The 21,471-nt window shown below is 40.4% G+C and carries 15 protein-coding genes; 12 read left to right on the top strand and 3 right to left on the bottom strand.

The genetic code is table 11. The features are described 5' to 3' along the window. Window positions 1-2 precede the first annotated feature (2 nt). The 4 genes from ppk1 (at window position 3) to M1D52_RS04035 (ending at window position 8,985) form a co-directional block, all read left to right on the top strand. Window positions 3-2,048 carry a polyphosphate kinase 1 gene (gene ppk1 / locus M1D52_RS04050; RefSeq protein ID WP_437394289.1) on the top strand — a complete coding sequence of 682 codons (2,046 nt, stop codon included), beginning with the start codon at window positions 3-5 and terminating at the stop codon, window positions 2,046-2,048. Window positions 2,049-2,076: 28 nt separating this feature from the next. Next, window positions 2,077-2,925 carry an SdiA-regulated domain-containing protein gene (locus M1D52_RS04045; RefSeq protein ID WP_013663844.1) on the top strand — a complete coding sequence of 283 codons (849 nt, stop codon included), beginning with the start codon at window positions 2,077-2,079 and terminating at the stop codon, window positions 2,923-2,925. 77 nt (window positions 2,926-3,002) lie between these two features. Further along, window positions 3,003-6,623, top strand: a complete 3,621-nt coding sequence (locus M1D52_RS04040) for a metallophosphoesterase (RefSeq protein ID WP_437394290.1) — start codon at window positions 3,003-3,005, stop codon at window positions 6,621-6,623. 22 nt (window positions 6,624-6,645) lie between these two features. Next, window positions 6,646-8,985 (top strand): GAF domain-containing protein, encoded by a 2,340-nt coding sequence (locus tag M1D52_RS04035; RefSeq protein ID WP_149106284.1) that lies wholly within the window; start codon window positions 6,646-6,648, stop codon window positions 8,983-8,985. Window positions 8,986-8,988: 3 nt separating this feature from the next. On the opposite strand, the gene M1D52_RS04030 is transcribed toward M1D52_RS04035, so the two are convergent. Then, window positions 8,989-9,834, bottom strand: a complete 846-nt coding sequence (locus tag M1D52_RS04030; protein WP_013663847.1) for a phosphatase PAP2 family protein — start codon at window positions 9,832-9,834, stop codon at window positions 8,989-8,991. Between the two features lie 220 nt (window positions 9,835-10,054). Here M1D52_RS04030 and M1D52_RS04025 point away from each other — a divergent pair, with 220 nt between their 5' ends. Next, complete coding sequence (locus tag M1D52_RS04025; RefSeq protein WP_013663849.1) at window positions 10,055-11,836, top strand: ABC transporter ATP-binding protein; 1,782 nt, start codon at window positions 10,055-10,057, stop codon at window positions 11,834-11,836. Here M1D52_RS04025 and M1D52_RS04020 read toward each other — a convergent pair. Further along, complete coding sequence (locus tag M1D52_RS04020) at window positions 11,833-13,329, bottom strand: aminotransferase-like domain-containing protein (RefSeq protein WP_437365004.1); 1,497 nt, start codon at window positions 13,327-13,329, stop codon at window positions 11,833-11,835. The two genes, M1D52_RS04025 and M1D52_RS04020, sit on opposite strands and share 4 nt — an antisense overlap. Before the next feature lie 85 nt (window positions 13,330-13,414). Between M1D52_RS04020 and M1D52_RS04015 the strand changes: the two genes are divergently transcribed. From M1D52_RS04015 to M1D52_RS03990, 6 genes are all read left to right on the top strand, one after another. After that, window positions 13,415-13,855 carry a carboxymuconolactone decarboxylase family protein gene (locus tag M1D52_RS04015; RefSeq protein ID WP_013663851.1) on the top strand — a complete coding sequence of 147 codons (441 nt, stop codon included), beginning with the start codon at window positions 13,415-13,417 and terminating at the stop codon, window positions 13,853-13,855. 133 nt (window positions 13,856-13,988) lie between these two features. Beyond that, the gene (locus M1D52_RS04010) at window positions 13,989-15,122 is read left to right on the top strand and encodes a redoxin family protein (protein WP_437365006.1); all 1,134 of its coding nucleotides are present in this window, start codon (window positions 13,989-13,991) and stop codon (window positions 15,120-15,122) included. A 69-nt stretch (window positions 15,123-15,191) separates the two neighbouring features. After that, window positions 15,192-15,701, top strand: coding sequence for a GNAT family N-acetyltransferase (locus M1D52_RS04005; protein WP_437365008.1), 510 nt, complete (start codon window positions 15,192-15,194; stop codon window positions 15,699-15,701). Then, complete coding sequence (locus M1D52_RS04000) at window positions 15,685-16,173, top strand: MarR family transcriptional regulator (protein WP_437365010.1); 489 nt, start codon at window positions 15,685-15,687, stop codon at window positions 16,171-16,173. Before M1D52_RS04005 ends, M1D52_RS04000 begins: the two co-directional genes overlap by 17 nt. Window positions 16,174-16,176: 3 nt before the next feature. Next, complete coding sequence (locus M1D52_RS03995) at window positions 16,177-16,674, top strand: GNAT family N-acetyltransferase (RefSeq protein WP_013663855.1); 498 nt, start codon at window positions 16,177-16,179, stop codon at window positions 16,672-16,674. A gap of 47 nt (window positions 16,675-16,721) precedes the next feature. Continuing rightward, window positions 16,722-17,624, top strand: coding sequence for a DUF1338 domain-containing protein (locus M1D52_RS03990; protein ID WP_013663856.1), 903 nt, complete (start codon window positions 16,722-16,724; stop codon window positions 17,622-17,624). A 74-nt stretch (window positions 17,625-17,698) separates the two neighbouring features. Here M1D52_RS03990 and leuS read toward each other — a convergent pair whose 3' ends face one another. Beyond that, complete coding sequence (gene leuS, locus M1D52_RS03985) at window positions 17,699-20,482, bottom strand: leucine--tRNA ligase (RefSeq protein ID WP_437394291.1); 2,784 nt, start codon at window positions 20,480-20,482, stop codon at window positions 17,699-17,701. A gap of 102 nt (window positions 20,483-20,584) precedes the next feature. Here leuS and M1D52_RS03980 point away from each other — a divergent pair, with 102 nt between their 5' ends. Beyond that, entirely contained in the window at window positions 20,585-21,463 is an 879-nt protein-coding gene (locus tag M1D52_RS03980) for a cell division protein FtsX (RefSeq protein ID WP_013663858.1), read from the top strand. Window positions 21,464-21,471 lie beyond the last annotated feature (8 nt).

The raw sequence follows: 21,471 nt of genomic DNA, 5'->3' as shown, positions 1-21,471 counted from the left end.
CCATGCTCAAAAAACGAGAGAAGCTTTTAAATAGTCGAGACATAAGTTGGCTTTCTTTCAATGGTCGAGTGCTTGAGGAAGCGGCAAAAGATGAAGTTCCTCTGCTGGAGCGTTTAAAATTCTTAGCGATCTATTCTTCTAATCTAGACGAATTTTATCGTGTAAGAATTCCCGTCTTAATGGCATTGAAAGAATTAAAGAAACGAGCCATCGCCTCGCAAAAGCTCATAAAGAAGGGTATACTAAAGAAAACCAAAAAAATTATTGAAACACAACAGGCTTATTTCGGAAGTATTTTAAAGCAGCATATTATTCCCGATCTAAAAAATAAAAATATCCACTTAGTATATAATGAGGACATCCCCGATTGTATTAAGAAAAAAACGGATCGCTTCTTTTTTGATACCATTGCTGCTTTCCTCGAAATCATTCACCCTGAACAAAAAGCGTTTTCTCCAAAGAACAACCAGCTTTATTTGGCAGCTGATTTCGGCGATGCGAACAAAGGACTGGCGCTTGTAAGCATTCCCTCTGATGAGATACCTAGATTTTTTCACACACAGATTGAGAATACGCACTACGTTGTATTAATTGACGACATTATAAGAGCCAATCTAAAATATATTTTTACGCAAATCCCTCAGTGTGTTTTTTCTTTCAAAGTAACACGTGATGCCGAGCTTGACCTACAGGACGAATTTAATGGTGACCTAGCTAATGAAATCGAAAAATTGTTGGTTTTAAGAGATTATGGACTGGCCACTCGATTCCTATATGCACCAGGCGTTCCACAGCCAACGCTAAATCATTTGATTAGGTGTTTGCAACTCGAGCATGCCAATCATATTGAAGGGGGAGTTTACCATAACTTAAAGGATTTTTTTGCTTTCCCGATAAGAGACCAACAGCTTCAATACGCGAAATTGCCTGTTGCGGAAATCACCTACCAACATGCAAGCTTATTTGAGGAAATAAAACACCGTGACCTGTTGCTTCACACACCATACCACTCTTATGACCCCATTTTGCGCTTTTTTAACGAGGCAGTTCTCAACCCGGAAGTGGAAGAAATTTTCATTACACTTTATCGGGTAGCCACCAATTCTCAAATTGTACATGCCTTGATAAGCGCAGCAAAAAACGGCAAAAGGGTAACCGTATTTGTGGAATTGAAAGCTCGTTTTGATGAAGCTAATAATATCAAATGGGCAAAAAGGATGGAAAATGCAGGAATCCGAATTATATATAGCGATCAGAAGCTAAAAGTCCATGCCAAAATTTCGTTAGTCAAACTTCGCGCTAATGCACCTCTAAACGCAATAGCGCTACTCTCAACCGGTAATTTTAACGAAAATACCGCGAAGACGTATACAGATCATTCGTTGTTCACTTCCTCATCTTTTATAACCGGCGAATTAGATCTACTCTTTACTTATTTGAGCAGCACAAGCTTTGGAAAGGAATATCCGGCTTTGCCTTTTCAACACTTACTTGTAGCCAAATTTAACTTACTTCCGACCTTTTTACATCACATAAATAATGAAATCAATCGGGCTTTGAACGGTGAAGAAGCCGCGATTATTATTAAACTAAACAACTTGGAAGAAGAAAAGTTAATTCATAAGTTGTACGAAGCTAGTCAGGCAGGCGTTAAAATTCATCTAATCGTACGAAGTATTTGTAGAATTCGGCCCGGAATACCCGGATTAAGCGAAAACATACGTGTTGTCCGTATCGTTGATCGCTATCTTGAACACGGACGAATATTTGTTTTCCACAACGGTGGAAATGAACGCGTATTTCTCGGCTCATCGGATTGGATGGATCGAAATATTTACCGTCGTATCGAAGTGTGTTTCCCGATTTATAACGAAGAACTAAAACAGCAGATTAAGCAAATGCTGACTCTGCAACTACAGGATGATATAGCGGCTGTCCAATTAGATAAAAACGCCCAAAACGTGGAGTTGGCCGAAGGGACCACTCGCTCGCAGGAGGAGATACATAAATTAATTCATGCATCATTTCGTGACCTTATGTATCAATAATTAATATGTAACCATTAATAATACATCAATGAAATCGTTATTTACGTTATACATAGCACTAATTGCATGTGCGGCTTGTGCACAAAAAAAAGATCCCTCATTTACCTCACCAAGTCATTATAACTTAAATGAGCCTCAGCAAATGGAGTTTCCACCTGAACTAGAAGAAGTATCAGGCATAACCTTTGTTAATGGGGATTCGAACCGACTGCTTGCGCAGCAAGATGAACAGGGGCATGTATATTATTTAAAAGCAGGTGACAAGTCTACTAAATATGTTAAGTTTGCCGGTAAAGGAGATTATGAAGACATTGCTGTCAGTAACGATCGTATTGTTCTCCTTCGGAGCGACGGTTCTTTTTTTTCCTTTCCGCTTCAAGAACTATATGAAGCAGAGATCGATGCGATGGTTTCCGAAAAAATTTTACCTAAAGGCGAATACGAAAGCTTAGCTGCTTCTATCACGAACAGTCGTCTATATGTTTTATGTAAACAATGTAGTGTCGACAAAAAAACATCACAGACCACCGGTTACATTCTTAAACTTGAGTCAGGGGGTCAGATTATAAAAGAGGGAAGCTTTTCTATTGATAATGAAGAGATCAGTAAATATGTAAAACTAAAAGGTAAAGCTTTCAGACCATCGGCATTGACGCGAAACGAAAAAACAAATGAATGGTATATTGTTTCGTCCATTAATAAGCTTTTAGTGATTGCAGATCATGATTGGAAAGTAAAAGAAGCGCATCTGTTGAATCCAAAGCTATTCAATCAACCGGAAGGTATTGCTTTCGACAAGGATAACAATCTTTATATAAGCAACGAAGCAGGTGATTTGGGAAGAGCCACCTTGCTTAAATTTAATTATAAGCATTAGAAAAAACAGGGACTACCTTTTGGCCTAAATAAGACAGAAGATATCCATATTTTCCTTTCAAAAACAGACGGAGGCATATGAACAATAAATTTTTACTTGTTTCTTTTACGCTTCTTTGTATTGTCTTTATAGCAGCCAATGCACAGGAACCTTTTATCAAAAGTCGGACAATATTCATAGGCGATGCCGGAGAATCGAATACGGCTCAGCATGCCGTTATTGAAGCTGCCACCCGGCAAGTGCTTACCGGTAAAACCACGGTCTTTTTTCTTGGCGACAATATTTATCCTAAAGGAATGCCGGTGAATCCATCTGAAAAACAAATAGGCGAAGAAATTTTAAAATCACAATTTAGTCCTTTTCGAGCGAAGCAAATACCTGTGTACTTTTTACCTGGAAATCACGATTGGGATCGTTCAGGTAAGCAAGGTCTCAGAAAGCTTAAAGCCCAATCAAATTATCTTAAAACTGTTGGGGATTCTTTATTACGGATGGTCCCCGAGAACGGTTGCCCTGACCCGGTAGAAATTAGTATTTCAGAGAACCTGACGGTCATTGCATACGATAGCGAATGGTGGTTGTTTCCTTTCGACAAAATAAATCGCGATACAACTTGCAACTGTAGCAGTAAAGAAGAAGTATTGGAGCGTCTAGAAAGTTTGCTTTATAAAAATAGAAATAAAACGGTATTACTTGCGTCGCATCATCCTTTTTCTTCTTACGGAGTACATGGGGGATATTTTTCTTGGAAAGATCATCTTTTCCCACTGACTAATTTGAGCAAGAAACTCTATCTTCCCCTGCCTTTGGTAGGGTCGTTGTATCCCATTTTAAGATCAACCGTATTCTTACATCCCGAAGATATCCCCCACCCACTCTATCAACAAATGATACAAGATATCAAACATACAGTAGATGAATTTCCTAATCTATTGTATGTAGCAGGCCATGAACATGGCCTCCAACTTTTGTCGGATGGCAACACGTTACAACTTGTTAGCGGCGGCGGATCAAAGGGAAGTTTCATTAAAAATGGCAAAAAGGCTTTATTCACAAATAAAGAAACTGGATTTGTTATTGTCGACGAATGGATGGATAAAAGCAAGCAGATTCGGTTTTTTACTTCGAATAGCGGCATGTTTAAAGAAACATACAACTACAAAAAGTCTTTTGTTGATCCCATTCCCTTGGGAGATTCTCTTTTTCTAAGTCACTCCGATATAGACAGTACCGTGACGCAGGCGAACCCTTTGTACAATCGAGTGGGAAAATTTCACCGAAAACTTTTCGGCGAAAACTACAGACAAGAATGGGCCGTCGACTCAAAAGTGCCCGTTATCCGAATTTCCTCCTTTCAGGGCGGTTTAACGCCCTTGAAACGAGGAGGGGGTATGCAGACAGTATCACTACGACTGGCGGACAAGTCGGGGAAGGAATGGGTTATTCGAAGCGTTAATAAGAACACCGATGCCTTGCTCCCTCCGGAACTGCAACAGACGTTTGCGCGTGATTTTCTCGATGACGCCAACAGTGCACAGCATCCTTATTCAGCACTGATGATACCACCATTAGCTGATGCCGTTGGCGTTGCTCATAGTAATCCCATCATTGGTATTATTGCACCCGACACAGCCTTGGGCGCTTATAACAACATTTTTGCCAACACGCTATGTTTAATAGAAGAGCGCGAACCTTTGGGTGACTCCGACAATACGCTCAAAATGCTCAGTAAAATCAATCACGATAATGATGACATCTACAAAGCAAAGACTTTCCTGCGAGCCCGCATGTTAGATCTTTTGGTAGGCGATTGGGATCGCCATGAAGATCAATGGCGATGGTATGACGATAGCAAAGGTAAAGACAAAGATTACCTACCGATACCGAGGGACAGAGATCAGGCTTTTAGAAAAGTGGAGGGTCTTTTCCCAAATATTATGTCCCGTAGTTGGGCACTACCTACATTACAGGGTTTTCGTGCGACTATCAATCGACCTAACTATTCTTTATTTAAATCACGCTTCTTAAATGCACATTCAAAAAATCAGTTCACTTTTGAGGAATGGATGGAATTGGCTCATGAATTTGTCGCAAACATCACCGATAGCGTACTGGAAGAAGGTTTGAAGAGACTACCAGCGTCTTCTTATGCCATTCGTCACGATTCCCTTTTTGCCGAGCTCAAGAATAGAAGGGATGCTATCCCTGCAGCCATGGAAACTTATTACCGCTTTATCAACAATATTGTAGATATAAAACTAAGTGATAAACACGAATGGGTGGAGGTGGAAGACGACAACGATAAAGGCCTAAAGGTGACGGTTAGAAAGATAAATAAGGAGGGGGAACGGAAAGACAAGCTAATGGAGAAGGACTATTTACCGACTTTGACCAAAGAAATCCGAATTTATTTAGCAGATGGGGATGATAGTGTTTATATAGAAAACAAGCATGCTCCCATTAAACTTCGTGTTATCGGTGGACAAGGAAAAAAGGTCTATCATATAAACACCGCTGTCCGACCGGTTAAGATTTATGATCCGGGTCAGCAGTCCCTTTTTTCCGGACAGGTATCGAAATTGAGAAAGCACCTTTCCAAAGACAGTGCCAACACGGCATTTGTTCCGGTAAATTTATATAATGTTTGGATGCCACTGATAACCGCAGGTTACAATGCTGATGATGGAATCCTGATTGGAGGCGGATTTAGGTACACCCACCAGCGCGGCTTTAGAAAAAGTCCCTTTGCCCATCAACAACAATTACTTGTGTCGGGCGCCTTCGCTACAGGAGCCGTTAAAGTAAAATATAAAGGAACCTGGAAGGAAGTAGTGGGTAAGGCGGATCTTTTAACAGACGTCAATATACATGCACCAAACAATACACAAAACTTTTTTGGCTTAGGGAACAATTCCATCTATGATAAAGATAGTCATTCAGTAAGGTATTACCGAACTCGATTTAATCTATATGAGATGCATGGAGCATTGCGATGGACGCCGACTGAAACTGCTTCGATTTCAATAGGGCCCTCCTTCCAATTGTATTATTATGATTCAGATGATAATGAGGGTCGATTTATAAACAACACCGATCAGCTTCATACCTATGACAGTTTAACGATCGCCAAAGACAAGCTTTTTGCGGGATTTAATGCTTCCTTTCTCAAGGATAATAGAAATAGCAAAATAATGACAACTGAAGGGGGATACCTAAAATTAGATATACAAGGCTTAACGGGTTTGAATGATTACTCGAAATCTTTCTTTCAGGCAAAAGCTGAAGTTGCAGTCTATAAAAGCATTTGGCAAAATGCTGTAACCTTGGCTAATCGATTGGGTGGCGGGACAACCTTGGGAAAAACGACCTTTTATCAGGCACTATTTTTAGGTGGACAAAATAATCTCTGGGGATATCGCCAATATCGATTTGCCGGAGATCATTTATTTTTTAATAATTTTGAAGCCAGGATTAAGCTGGCACAGATCGGCAGCTATATTTTACCGGGACAACTTGGGCTACTAGGCTTTTATGATATCGGTAAAGTTTGGGTTGACGGATTGGATAACAGTTCCATACATCAGGGTACGGGAGCCGGTGTATATTATGCCCCCGCAAGAATTGCACTTTTGCAATTGGTAGCAGGCCATTCAAAAGAAGGTTGGTACCCTTATTTTACCATGGGATTCCGTTTTTAACTACTAATTCTTCAGATCAACAATGTTTGCGCAGGTAATCGATTTATCGGAAAATAAAAAAGATTTATTAGGCGAGCTCGATATACAGCTGTCCCTCGATAGCTTTATAACACATTTAAGAAAGCTCGCAAGTACTCAGGATAACGTGAAGCATGAAATGCTAGAATTTATACTTCACAAATTCTTAGAAACGAGAGAGACTTATGGACCGTTGACGGAAGAAAATTTAGCAAGTTACAAGCAAATCTTATTCTATACCTATAATTTGCTGGTACCTCCACTCGAAGACGAACACGATACGCTCTGGGCGCTGGCAACACCATTAGGAAAAAATGTGTTTTACGGCACACAAGGCTTCTACAATCTGTTGCGTCAGGAATTTTGTGAAGAAACTTTTAAAGACATCGAAGAAAAGACTAAGAAAAAGGACCTGCTCGAGCAGTCCATATATAGCCTACTTCTAGAACGTTTTTACGAAATTCCCGCCGTGGAAGACGAAGTGATCGAATTTTCTTCGAAAGATGAAGTAACGGGCTTACCTCGCTACTATGCCATCCAAATTGATAAACGCTTTGTGGACATCACTCCCAAAATGAAGCTACCGGAACTGGATTATAAAAAAATTAGACAGAATAACGTTCAGCAGTTTGAATGGAGGTTTTTACGTGAATTACTTCCGCTCAACCAGTTCTCTTTTACAGGCTTTTCGATTATTACGGTGAAGGAAATCACACCCGATCGCGTTATCCAGAATATTCGGGATATCGTAAGTCGAAACTCAGACGAAGAACTTGAGCACGCTTATGACGTATTGCAAGAATCCTTGCAAACGCTTACCGGTAATCAACATATTAAGTTTGGTTTATCTCCCATCTTGAAACTGAACAACAAACCAATATTGGATCAGGTATATATGCATGCCAGTATATTACCTGCTCTGTTGAAGAAGAAAACAAGAAACTGCCAGGAAGCTAACATTACGGAATCTTACTTGCTCAACCCTCAAATCATAGTATATAATGTCGGGATAGATTTCGGAGATAACAACTTCAAATTCCTGAACGACCTTTCCGATCTCGGTGTTACTTCTTATGTATGTATCCCCTTATATTATAACAATAAGGTAACGGGACTTTTAGAAGTTTATACCAACGAAGGTCATACCTTTGACAAGATTGTCCTGGCAAAGTTGCGCCGAGCCGCCCCTTTACTTGCGCAGTTACTGAATGATCAAGCACATAGATTCAACGCTCGCATCGACGCGGTAATAAAAGAAAAGTTTACATCCTTACAACCAGCCGTCCAATGGAAATTTAATCAAGCTGCATATGAATACTTGAAAAAGATAGCGCCGGAAAAACCGAAACCCATTATTGAAAACGTTCAATTCAAGAATGTTTATCCCTTATATGGGGCTATTGATATTAGAAATTCTACAATTGAGCGCAATAAAGCCTTAGTTGCCGACTATAAAATACAATTAGGTTTATTAAAACAGGTATTACAAGACATCAAAAACGTTTATAGTATTGCACTACTCGATGAAATGGAATTTAATTGTGATAAGTGGTTGACCCAATTAGACACGAGTCCAATCGACGTTGTACAAATGAAGGTTAAAGACTTCATGGAGAAAGAAGTGTACATGTTATTGATGCACTTCAAAAACAGTAATTCAACTTTAGCAGCGATCATCGAAAAATATGAACAAGAAGTACTAGCGGAAACAGGGAAAGCCCATCAGCATCGACGCGCGCTCGAATCATCCATCGCCACCATTAATACCGCTATTAACGGTTATTTAGAATTATTAAATGATGAAATACAGCGCTCTTATCCTTGCTATTTTGAGAAGTTCAGAACCGACGGTGTTGAATATGATATTTATATAGGGCAATCTATTGCTCCTGAAAGGCCATTTGACATGCTCTATCTCAAAAACGTAAGGCTTTGGCAGCTTACCTCAATGGCTTCCATTGCAAAAATAACGCACACCTTACTTCAACAGATGGAAACTCCGCTTGAAACGACCCAGCTTATTTTTATCAATGGAAACGATATAGACATTAGCTTCCGCGTGGACGAAAGGCGTTTTGATGTAGAAGGAGCCTATAACATTCGATACCACATCATAAAAAAGAGAATCGATAAAGTTCACCTAAAAGATTCTTTTGAACGGCTCACCCAGCCTGGAAAGATTGCTTTGGTATATTACGATGCGAGAGAGATTAAAGAGTATATGAGCTATATTAATTATCTACAAAATAAAGACATTTTATTAGACGATATGGAAGAGCTTGAACTAGAGGAATTACAAGGCGTAAGTGGCTTAAAAGCGATACGAATCGGTGTAAAACTTTAATTGCTAAAAAACGCCTACTAAGCCAATTCCACGCCGTGCAGGCGTAACGGTCCAAGTAATTTGGTTCTGCTTTTTAAAAGGGTTTCTATACTTACTCTCCTCCATACGGCGGACTATTGCCTTCGTACAGAACCAAGATATAGCACCGCCAAAAGCCATATCGGATAGCCAATGGGAATCGCTGTACATACGACTTACCAGTGTAACGCCCGCAGTACTGTAAAATAGCGCTTTTAACAGCGGGCTTTTTACTCGATGCCCCAGTACCAGCGCGCTCACGGTTGCGATCTGCATATGTCCGGATGGAAAGGAATGATAACCTGCTTCCGGAGAGAAAGGATCGAAGGCCCAGGGGCCCACGTCCGTTGCCGGTCTCGCTCGCCCTACGGCGGTTTTCATCAAGGTCTGTAAGGCGCCACTTGTCAGGTATGCAGCACCCAACATGAGCCCCGTTTCTCTAGCCCATTCATTTTTAATAACTAACCCCGTTAAATAAAAGCCGCCGGTCATGATAAAGGCCGCATAAGGTTTACCATAATGAAAACCGGCGCGCTCAATGCCATCCCACACTTTAGAATTCCGATCCTGCCAAAAGTTCCTGTTTGGTTTGTCTAAGGTCGTTAATAACGCGGTTCCGCCAAGAACCGCCCCTACCTTTAACCAATCAGATCCTTTCCATCGAATAGGGCTCGAAACGGTATATGCTACACCGTCCACAAAACGGATTGCATCAGACGTAATTTTTTGTTTGTTTATACTATCTACGGAGATGCTATCATTCATCGCATAAGCAGCAAATCCCATGGTACTAAAGATCAGTATAAATACTGCCTTGCTTAGGTAATTCATATGTTGTAAAAGGATATTCTTCTGCAAAATATGGAATTTCAGCAAAAAACAGAAATATAGTCGTCTCTTCAAAATGAATGCTTTGCATTTAACCTTACCTATTAGATTTCGCTTCTCGGGTATTCCGCTAATACAACCGTTGCCGATCGCTTTTTACTGTTTCATAACAATTTTATAATAAAAGATAGCCTATATTTACGTCCTAATATATTTTCCTACCATGAGATTACTCCTTAAGTACTTAAGTAGACATAAATGGCTCATACTTTTAGCGTTGATATTAGCGGCGATCAATCAGGTTTTTTCCTTATTGAATCCTTATATTCTTGGGAATCTGATCATTGACCCTTATGCAAATAAAGCACAGCAGTTCCGATCCGATGGAGCAGATGGTGCTTTTTTTAAGGGTATTACCATTGGCTTATTGATGATTATTGGTGTAGCGATGGTTTCACGTATTGCGAAGGCGTTCCAAGATTATGTTGTTAATGTTATAATACAGAAGTTTGGTGCACGGCTTTATACCGACGGACTTCGACATGCACTCAGGCTTCCCTTTCAGGATTTTGAGGATCAACGAAGTGGTGAAACGCTTTCCGTGCTGCAGAAGGTGCGAGCCGATTGTGAAAAATTTATTACCAGCTTTGTCAACGTGCTATTTGCGACGCTTGTGGGTATTGTTTTCGTTGTTATCGTTGCCTTTAAATTAAGTCCTCTTCTTCCTTTGATTTACCTGGTAGGAGCAATTGTTCTTGCTATTCTAACCAGCGTTCTAAGTCGAAAAGTTAAGTTCATTCAAAAAAATATCGTAAGCGAAACGACTGCACTTGCCGGCTCTACTACGGAATCCCTCCGAAATATAGAACTGGTCAAGAGTCTAGGCCTCACCCAACAGGAGATAAGTAGGCTGAACGATACAACGATGAAAATACTAAAACTTGAACTAAAAAAAGTAAAGAGTATTCGGTCTGTAAGCTTTGTACAGGGGACCTTCGTTAATTTCCTTCAACAATGCATTATGTTTGCATTGCTATTCTTCGTTTTTCGCGATAAGATTACGGTCGGGCAGATGATGATGATGCAATTTTATTCATTCTTCATTTTTGGCCCTTTGCAGGAGTTAGGAAATATAATCATGTCCTATCGGGAGGCGGAGGCATCCTTGAACAACCTGCAACGCTTATTGAATCGAAAAGTAGAATACCAGCCCCTTGCACCAAAGAAGATCGATGCTATTCAGCAGTTGCGCTTTAACGAAGTGCGTTTTCAACATCAGTCGGCTACACGCCCTGCCCTTGACGGAATTTCCTTCGATGTTTCACAAGGTGAAACCATTGCTTTTGTAGGACCATCCGGTTCGGGAAAAACAACACTGGTAAAATTACTCGTAGGTTTATATCATCCGACCTCAGGCCACGTATATTACAACGACTTTAACGATAATGAGATCGATTTTGAAGAATTACGACATCAAATAGGTTTTGTAACACAAGATACGCAGCTCTTTTCAGGTACTATCCGTGAAAACTTACTCTTCGTCAATCCATCGGCAACTGACGACATGATTTTGGATGTAATAAAGAAAGCGTCGGGACAGAATATTTTAGCAAGAGCGGAAAAGGGTCTCGAAACCGTGATCGGTGAAGGAGGCCTAAAGCTATCCGGTGGTGAAAGGCAGCGTTTATCAATCGCTCGCGCGCTATTACGGCAACCACGCCTTCTTATTTTTGACGAGGCCACGTCAGCGCTCGACTCCATTACAGAGGAAGCGATATCTAATACTGTCCGGGAAATTACAGCGCAAAGAACGCATTTGACCATTATGATTGCCCATCGCTTGTCAACCATCATGCATGCCGACAAAATTTATGTATTGGAAAAGGGTAAAATCGTGGAAACAGGAAGCCATTTCGATTTACTATCGCTTAAAGGTCTTTATTATGCAATGTGGCGACAGCAGATCGGAGAGCGTAAAGAAGAAAGCACGATGGAAGCAAACTAAGCGTTCGATCGACCATTTACTTCTTTCGACAACACTGCGGTAAGGAGCTCTATTACCCGCGAAAGTTCACGGGTATTCAAAGAGGCGAATCCGAAACGAATCGCGTTATAGTTAAACGGACCGGTGTTATATTTTCTGCCATCACTTATCAGTATGCGGTGCTTAGCAAGCTCTGCAGCCACATGGATCAATGGATAAGCTTCACTAAAACGTAGCCAAACTGCCATGCCTCCTGTTGGAATTTCAAACGAGGAAAACGCAAATAGCCGTTCTTTCATTAATGCACATACGTAATCGCGTCGTTCTCGGTAGATATTCACGGATTTTTTTATGTGTCTTGCAACATCACCTTCCCGTATCAAAGAGGCTAAAGCATCTTCCATTATAAAATCGCCTCTCAAATTTATCATCCTTCGGACATAAGCAGCCTCATTGATCATCTCTTGGGGAGCTACCATGAAGCCTATGCGGACAGACGAGGCTAAGCATTTCGTAAAAGAGCCAATGTAAATGACGCGCTCCGGACAGTAACTTACCAGAGGCAAAAAGGGCGAGGATTGATAGTGAAAATCATAATCATAGTCGTCCTCTACAATCATAAAATTGAAACGTTGGGCAAGCGCAATAAGCTGCATTCTCCTCTGGGGGCTTAAGGTTACGGTAGTTGGGTGATGGTGGTGCGGAATAACATATAACATGTTAATACGCTCTCTTAGACAAATCTCCTCTACTTTATTCATATCCAAGCCGTGCTCGTCTACAGGCACACGAAAAATTCGTGCGTTTTGATAAGAAAAGGCATTGTTAGCCATAAAGTAATTCGGCTCGCCAACAATAACTGCGTCGCCCGCTCTCAGTAATAACTGTGCGGCTATGTAAACTCCCATTTGCGCACCCTGGGTGGTAAGAAGGTTGTGTACACTCGCCCGTATACCACGTGTTTCAAATAAATAATCGGTTAATGCTTCCCTCAGTAAGATGGAGCCGACAGACAATGAATCCGTTCTTCCTTTCAATTGCAAATTCCTTCTTAATCGCGCTCTATATTCGCGAGCCAATAAATCTAAAGGGGCTATACGGGAATCAGGCAAACCGTCATCAATAACAATATCATATCCGGCAACGTCAGATCCGAGATCAGTGATCACACTAAACGAGTTACGATAAAAAAAAGGAGTAGTATTGGAGTCCGGCACTTTCTTTAAATTTTGCTCCCAAATTTTCGGATTTAATTCCGGTAAAACCGAGGATACAAAAACACCTTTTTTAGGCACTGTGGTTGCCCATCCTTGCAAAAGCATATCATTATACGCAGCCACAACTGTCTTACGATGAAGCATCAACGATTGGGCAAGTTCGCGCGTACTAGGTAGTCGCATTCCCGGCTTCAATATTCCCTTGCGAATCAATGCAATAATTTGCTTAGACACCTGCAAATATAACGCGGTTGAAGAGGTTCTATCTATGATTAGAAGGCTGGGAAACGGAAGCATGTGGACTACCTATTTTATGCAAACTGGACGACTTACAGAGTCCAAATATACAATATCTTTGAGAAGAAAATTTATTTATAAGACAATGGCAAAAAGAAAAACACTTCAAGAAGCTGATCCTAAAGCGTTCCAAACGATGCTTGCTTTCGAAAAATACCTATCCGAAAGTTCCCTAAGTAAAACACATGCAGAGCTTATAAAAATTCGCGTATCACAAATAAACGGCTGTAGCTATTGTATTAATAAACACACAAAAGAGGCGCGTGAAGCAGGTGAAAGCGAACAACGCATCTATTTGCTAAGCGCCTGGCGCGAAGTTCCCTTCTATTCACCTGAGGAACGGGCTATACTGGCTTTAGCAGAGGAAATGACCAATATTGCTGCACATGGCGTATCTGATGCGGTTTATAACCAAGCCGTTGAGCTTTTGGGACAGCAATATACAACGGAGGTTATGATGGGCATTATTGCTATGAATGCATGGAACCGTGTAGGAATAACAACGCAACGAGAAATAGAATCCTAATCTTAATAAAATATCTTTTCTGTTTCATGCATTTTGCCTAAGTTTGATAAACACTATGAAAGCAAAAATGAATTGATTAACAATCAACTCAAATTAATTGCTGAACAGTCCCGATTATCTAAATTATGGCAAAATGCAACAGTCGAAGTATTCCTACTCGCTATTTAGTATTTTGATAATAATACTACTCAGCAGCTTTATTTCTTCCTTATCCCAAGATAAGCAAAATGGCCTTAAGATCAATGACCAGGCCCCGGATTTTACATTGCCCGCGACAGATGGCAAACAATATTCACTCCGGGATTTTGAGAGGTTTCCAATTTTAGTGGTGGCATTTACTTGTAATCATTGCCCAACTGCACAGGCCTACGAAGATCGCCTCATTAATTTAAAGGCAACATATGGTGAGCGAGGAGTAGCTCTAATTGCCATATCACCAAACAATCCCTACGCTGTACGTTTGGACGAACTTGGCTATACAGAATATAACGACTCTCCTGAAGAAATGAAATTACGGGCTTCCGATAAAAATTTTAATTTCCCTTACTTATATGATGGTGAGACGCAGTTGACATCAAAACGATATGGCGCAGTTGCGACACCTCATATTTTTATTTTCGATAACAATAGAAAGCTTCGTTATAAAGGACGATTCGATGACAACGAAAATCCTAAAGAAACGAAAGAGCACAATGCTATTCAAGCAATTGAAGCACTTCTAGCAAAAAAAGACATCCCTGTAAAAGAGACAAAAACTTTTGGATGTAGTGTAAAATGGTCAACCAAAGAAGATGCGGTAAAAAAGTCTGACGAACAATGGGCAAAAGAACCTGTTACTATTAACCCCATTCAAATCACACAAATCGACTCCCTACTACAAAATAATTCTGATAAACTTCGCTTAATCAATGTCTGGGCTACCTGGTGCGGACCGTGCGTTGCAGAATTTCCTGATTTCGTTATAATCAACCGAATGTATCGAAATAGGCCTTTTGAATTTATCAGTATTAGTGCCGACAACCCGGAGAAACCACAGCCGGTTTTAGATTTCCTTAAAAGCAAAGGAGCCGCGAACCAGAATTTTTTGCTCGAAAGTAAAAATAAATACGACCTGATTGAGGCTATTGACAAAGCGTGGCAAGGCGCGCTTCCTTATACCCTATTAGTAGCTCCGGGCGGAAAAATTCTTTATAGTAAACAAGGGGAAATAGATCCTCTTGAAATGAAAAAGATGATTTTAAAACATTTAGGCCGATATTACTTCTAAATATTCTATCCGATAAATTTTAGCATTTGCAAATATGTAGCCAACTACGTAGTTTTGCTAAAAAAAGAAATGGCTTTTGAAATTGAACTTTTAAACAATGCCGATGTCCCGGAAATCATCGGGCTTATCTTGCCGATACAACAGCAAGAACATCAAGTTCCTGTAACCATTGAAGATCAGCCAGACTTATTGGATGTAGAAAAACATTACCAACAAAAGGGTGGCGCTTTTTGGGGAATTAAACACCAAGGAACGCTCTTGGGAACTATCGCTTTAATAAAGATGGAAGCAGAACAGGGCGGAGTGATACGAAAAATGTTTGTCCGCAAGGAGTATAGAGGAAGAGAATTAGGGTTAGCGCAGAAATTACTGGAACATTTGATATGCTATGCCAAAAAGGCCGGTATGAGCCATTTATACTTAGGTACCTTTCATACATTAAAAGCCGCCTTACGTTTTTATGAACGGAACGGTTTCATGCAAATTGAAAAAGTGCAACTCCCTTCCCATTTTCCAATTATGGAAGTAGACGATGTATTTTTTCACCTAATTCTGAATAACGATGACAAATGTGATTGACGAGTCGGGCCTCTTAGCGATATCAACACGCCTACAACGCTTAAGTGATCAGCTGCGAAAAGACGGACTAAAAATTTACGAATCCTATGGTATCCAATTCGAACCGAAATGGTTTCCGGTGATTTACACACTCTATAAAAAGCCCGTATTGAGCGTAGTGGAAATAGCCAACGAAATTGGGTATACCCATCCCTCTACCATCAGCCTTCTCAAAGAATTAGAGAAAAAAAAACTGATAAAATCAAAGAAAGATAAAGATGATGAAAGGAAGAGGCTTTTATACCTAACCAGAGAAGGAGAAACGTTAGTCGAAAAGATGCAGCCCATTTGGGATGTAATGGTTAAAGCCCTAGAACAACTTACTAATACGTCTAACAACCTAATGAAAGCTATTGACGAAGTTGAGTACCAACTAAAACTACAAGGTTTCTATCAAAGAGCCGAATTAATCAAAGAAAACAAGAGCAAATAATTTATGAGTATTGTAATTAGAACAATCCGTCAGAACGATAATCAGATTTTAGCGCAGATTCTGAGAACTTCCTTAGAAGAACACCATATCCCAAAAGAAGGAACCGTATATACAGATCCGACAACCGACAACCTGTATACACTTTTCCAGCAACCAAGAAGTATTTATTATGTAGTAGAAGAAGATGGGGAGGTCTTAGGTGGTTGTGGTATTTATCCGACAGCCAATTTACCAACAGGCTACGCAGAGCTTGTCAAACTGTATCTGTCTAATAAAAGTAGAGGTAAAGGTTTGGGCAAAACACTCATTAATCGGTGCTTGGAGAAAGCTGTCGACTTAGGTTATACCCATCTCTACTTGGAGTCTTTCCCTCAATTTGAAACAGCAATAAGCATGTACAAAAAAATGGGTTTCTCTTCATTGCCTCACGCACTTGGCAATTCCGGGCATTATGCCTGTAATGTATGGATGGTAAAAGAGCTGGTGCTTGCCGCCAACTAACAAATTCCGGTGTTTTTTGTATCTTTACTGTAGATAAAGCTACTATTATGAGCCGCATAGAAACATTAAACAACGTTTTGGACGGTTTAATGACCCGTTATAAACAACGTGTTCCTGATGTCGGTGCCATTATCCAAGCGATGCTGCAAGATGGCATTATTCAACATCCAGATGAGATCGAAAATGATCATATCGCTTTTAGGACCATGGGAGTATCCCAATTAGGTATAAAATCTTTTGAGAAAATCTTTCTGCATTATGGTTATGAAAAGCGCGATTATTATAATTTCCCTGGAAAGAAGTTAGATGCTTATTGGTATGCACCTCCTGCCGACCGATATCCCCGAATTTTTGTGAGTGAGCTTCGCGTGAGCGATCTTTCTCAAAAAGCCCAAGATATTATCAAAAGCTATACCGATGAAGTAACATCCGATCCGGTGGACAAACTGGATCTTGATAATGCGATGGAAGTCGACCGTTTTCTTCACAGCCCCTTATGGAGAATACCATCGCTGGAAGATTACAATATTTTGGCCGAAGAAAGTGAATATGCTTCATGGGTTATTTACAACCGCTATTATTTAAATCACTTTACAATCAGTATTCACAATCTGAAAGAAGGATTTAATGATATCGCGCTTTTCAATAACTTTCTCGAAAAACATGGTTTCAAGTTAAATACCTCCGGTGGTAAAATTAAGGTAAGTCCTGATGGAGGCTTACTTCAAAGTGCTACCGTGGCCGAAATGATTGAGGCCACTTTTGCCGATGGAGAAAAACAACATATATCGGGTTCTTATGTCGAATTTGCGGAAAGAAAGGTATTGCCTGCTTACGTTCACCTAGCAAAAGAACAAATAAAAAGGCAGCATCGTCGAGACGGTTTTGAAGCCAATAACGCAGATAAAATATTTGAAAGCACCTATAGTTCCCAAACAAAAGGCGATTAAGATCAGCTTTTGAAAATCGGCTTTCAGCGATAATGAATAAAGCAGAAAGCCGATTTCCGACAACCAAAAGCGACTTAAACAACGATATTTACGATCTTCCCCTTGACAACGATCACCTTCTTAGGTGTTTTACCATCAAGGTAACGCTGCACATCTTCGTTCGCTAATACAGCTTGTTCGATCTCGATCCCCTCAAGGCTCAGCGATAGATTGAGTTTTAGTCGCATTTTACCGTTAAACGATATAGGGTATTCAAACTCATCCTCTATTAAATAATCCGGGTTGAAAACAGGGTAAGAAGTGTAAGACAAGGAGCCCGGTTCATTTCCAAGAAGCACCCATAGTTCTTCGCAGATATGGGGTGCGTAGGGTGATAACACAATTACCAAATCCTGCAGAATGGCTCGCTTATTACACCTCAAATCAGTCAACTCATTTACGCAAATCATGAAACTCGAAACCGAAGTATTAAAAGAGAATCGTTCGATATCATCCTCCACCTTACGGATAATCTTATGTAAGGACTTAAGCTCTGCCTTTGTCGGTATTTCATCCGATACGGAAAAATTTGAAGATGCGTCATGGAACAAGCGCCAAAATTTACGAAGAAATTTGTGAACGCCTTCAATACCGTTTGTGTTCCAAGGTTTACTTTGCTCTAAAGGGCCCAAAAACATCTCATACATGCGTAAGGTATCAGCGCCATATTGCTCTATTATATCATCCGGATTAACGACGTTAAACTTGGACTTGGACATCTTTTCTACCTCATGTCCACAGACATATTTGCCGTCCTCTAAAATAAACTTAGCTTCTGCATATTCGGGTCTGGATAGCCTGAACTTTTCTAGATGTAGAATATCGTTGTTCACGATATTAACGTCAACGTGAAGTGCAGTCGTTTTGTATTGATCTTTCAGGCCTAAAGAAACGAAAGTATTAGTGCCCGCTCCATGCTCATCCAATACACGGTACACAAAATTGGAGCGTCCTTGTATCATCCCCTGATTGATCAGTTTTTTGAAGGGTTCTTCTTCCTTTACCTTTCCAATGTCTTTCAAAAACTTATTCCAGAAGCGGCTGTATAGCAAATGTCCGGTAGCATGCTCTGAACCGCCAATATATAGATCAACGGCCTGCCAATAATCAATAGCCTCTTTTGAGGCAAACGCTTCCGAATTGTGCGAATCCATATAACGATACCAGTACCAGCTAGATCCTGCCCATCCGGGCATTGTACTAAGTTCGTACTCATATCCCCCCTGATATTTCCAATTCGTTGCACGTCCCAAAGGCGGTTCGCCGCTTTCTGTAGGCAGATATTTATCCACTTCCGGCAATAACAACGGGAGCTCGTTTTCTTTGATTAGTTTAGGCAATCCATCTTTAAAATAAACAGGCACCGGTTCACCCCAGTAACGTTGTCTACCAAAAATCGCATCGCGCATCCTATAATTGACTTTGGCTTTTCCGATACCACGTTCTTCGAGTACAGATACTAGCTTCGAAACCGCTTCTTGATAAGATAAACCATTAATTAATTCCGAGTTAATATAAACACCCTCCTTCCGACTATCGGCCTCCTCATCTATTTCTTGTATATCAAGAATTTTGATAATAGGTAAATGAAATTGCTTTGCGAACAGGTAATCACGTTGATCCCCCGAAGGCACAGCCATGACGGCACCGGTACCATAACCAGCTAACACATAATCAGCAATCCAAATCGGCACCTGCTTGCCTGTCAAAGGATGCATCGCATAACTACCTGTGAATGCACCGGTAACGGTTTTGGTATCGGCCATTCTGTCACGCTCGGATTTCTTTTTGGTCTGTTCTATATAATTTTCGACCTGTGCCCGCTGTACGTTCGTTGTAATGATCGGAACTAAATCATGCTCGGGCGCTAATACCAGAAAACTTACGCCATATATCGTATCAACTCGTGTGGTAAACACTTCAATGGAATCGCTCCCATCCGCTAAGGCAAATTTTACACTTGCTCCTATACTTTTTCCTATCCAATTGCGCTGCATCTCTACTAACGGCTCGGGCCAATCAACGGTGTCCAGCCCCTGCAGTAATCGTTCTGCATAAGCAGTAATTCGCATACTCCACTGCATCATCTTCTTCTGAATCACCGGATAACCACCACGCTCTGATACCCCATCTTTCACTTCATCGTTTGCCAAGACAGTACCTAAGGCCGGGCACCAATTGACGGTGCTCTCGCGCAAATAAGCTAGACGATATTTTAACAACTCGGTCTCCTTTTGCTCTTCAGAAAAATGGTGCCATTCCTCGGCTGTAAATTCGAGGACATCTTCATCACATACTGCTTCTATCCCCTTGCTCCCTTTGGTTTCAAAAATCCGGATCAATTGGTCAACCGGTTCAGCCTTATCGCTATCCGTGTTATAGAATGAGTTGAAGAGCTGCATAAAAATCCATTGTGTCCATTTATAATAAGATGGATCGCTGGTTCGTATCTCCCTGCTCCAATCAAATGAAAAACCAATGTTATCTAACTGCTCCCTATAACGCTTTATGTTGGTTTCAGTGGTTATTGCGGGATGCTGACCGGTTTGAATAGCGTATTGTTCAGCCGGCAACCCAAATGAATCATATCCCATGGGATGTAACACGTTATATCCACGTAATCTCTTATATCGCGAAAAAACATCGGAGGCTATGTATCCGAGTGGATGACCAACATGAAGCCCGGCTCCTGAAGGATAAGGAAACATGTCTAACACATAATATTTTGGCTTATCTGACGTATTATTAACTTTAAATGTTTGATTGGAAGCCCAAAACTGCTGCCACTTTTTCTCTATAGTCTTAAATTGATAGTCCATTATAACACATTACAGTATGACTTGCGAAAGTACGAAAAATCTCACATCTCATGTCCTATATCTCATATCTAATTATTAATTTCGCATTTCAAATAGTAGCATATGGAAGAATTTGAAGTAAGTGCGTCATCCAGAAAAACAAAATCCGTCTACATATCCACGGTTATTAGTATTGCTCTAGTATTACTCATGACCGGACTATTAGGGTTGATCCTCGTTCATGCTAAAAATCTTTCCAATTATGTTAAGGAAAATATCGTACTTAACATCATTGTTAATGACGGGGTAACAGAAGCCGATATTCTTAGTCTACAAAAAGAGCTGGATGGAAATCCTGCGGTGCTTCGCACACAATATGTTAGCAAAGAATTAGCAGCTAGAAATCTTCAAAATGACTTGGGCGAAGATTTTGTTAAGTTTCTGGGTTATAACCCACTGTTATCGTCCATTGACGTCTATCTCAAAGCAGATTATGCAAATAAAGCAGGTGTAGAGACCTTTACAAAGCAGGTATCTAGCAACAGCATGGTCAAAGAGGTTGTTTATCAAGACTCGCTGATCGATATGGTCAACAAAAACATTCGTGTCATTGGTCTTATCATACTTGCCTTCGCAGCTATCTTATTGATTATTGCCGTCGCATTAATCAATAACACCATAAGGCTGGCAATCTATTCACAACGCTTTTTAATAAAAAGTATGCAAATGGTGGGAGCAACAAAGGGCTTCATTCGCCGTCCATTTTTAGGCTATGGTATTCTTCATGGCCTTTTGGGTGCTCTGATTGCAATCATTCTACTATTGCTGACATTGTATTTTGCGCAAGAGCAAATTCCTGAAATTGTTATTTTACGTAACTATTTTGAATTTGCCCTCATTTTCATAGGTGTAATCTGTTTAGGCATTCTGATCTCGGGGGCCAGCACTTATTTTGCAGTAAGCAAGTATTTACGTCTCCGAATAAATGATCTCTATCGGTAATATACATT

The organism is Olivibacter sp. SA151 (assembly GCF_054130995.1).
The sequence above is the reverse complement of the archived record's forward strand: the minus strand, read 5'-3'. Positions and strand labels throughout refer to the sequence as shown.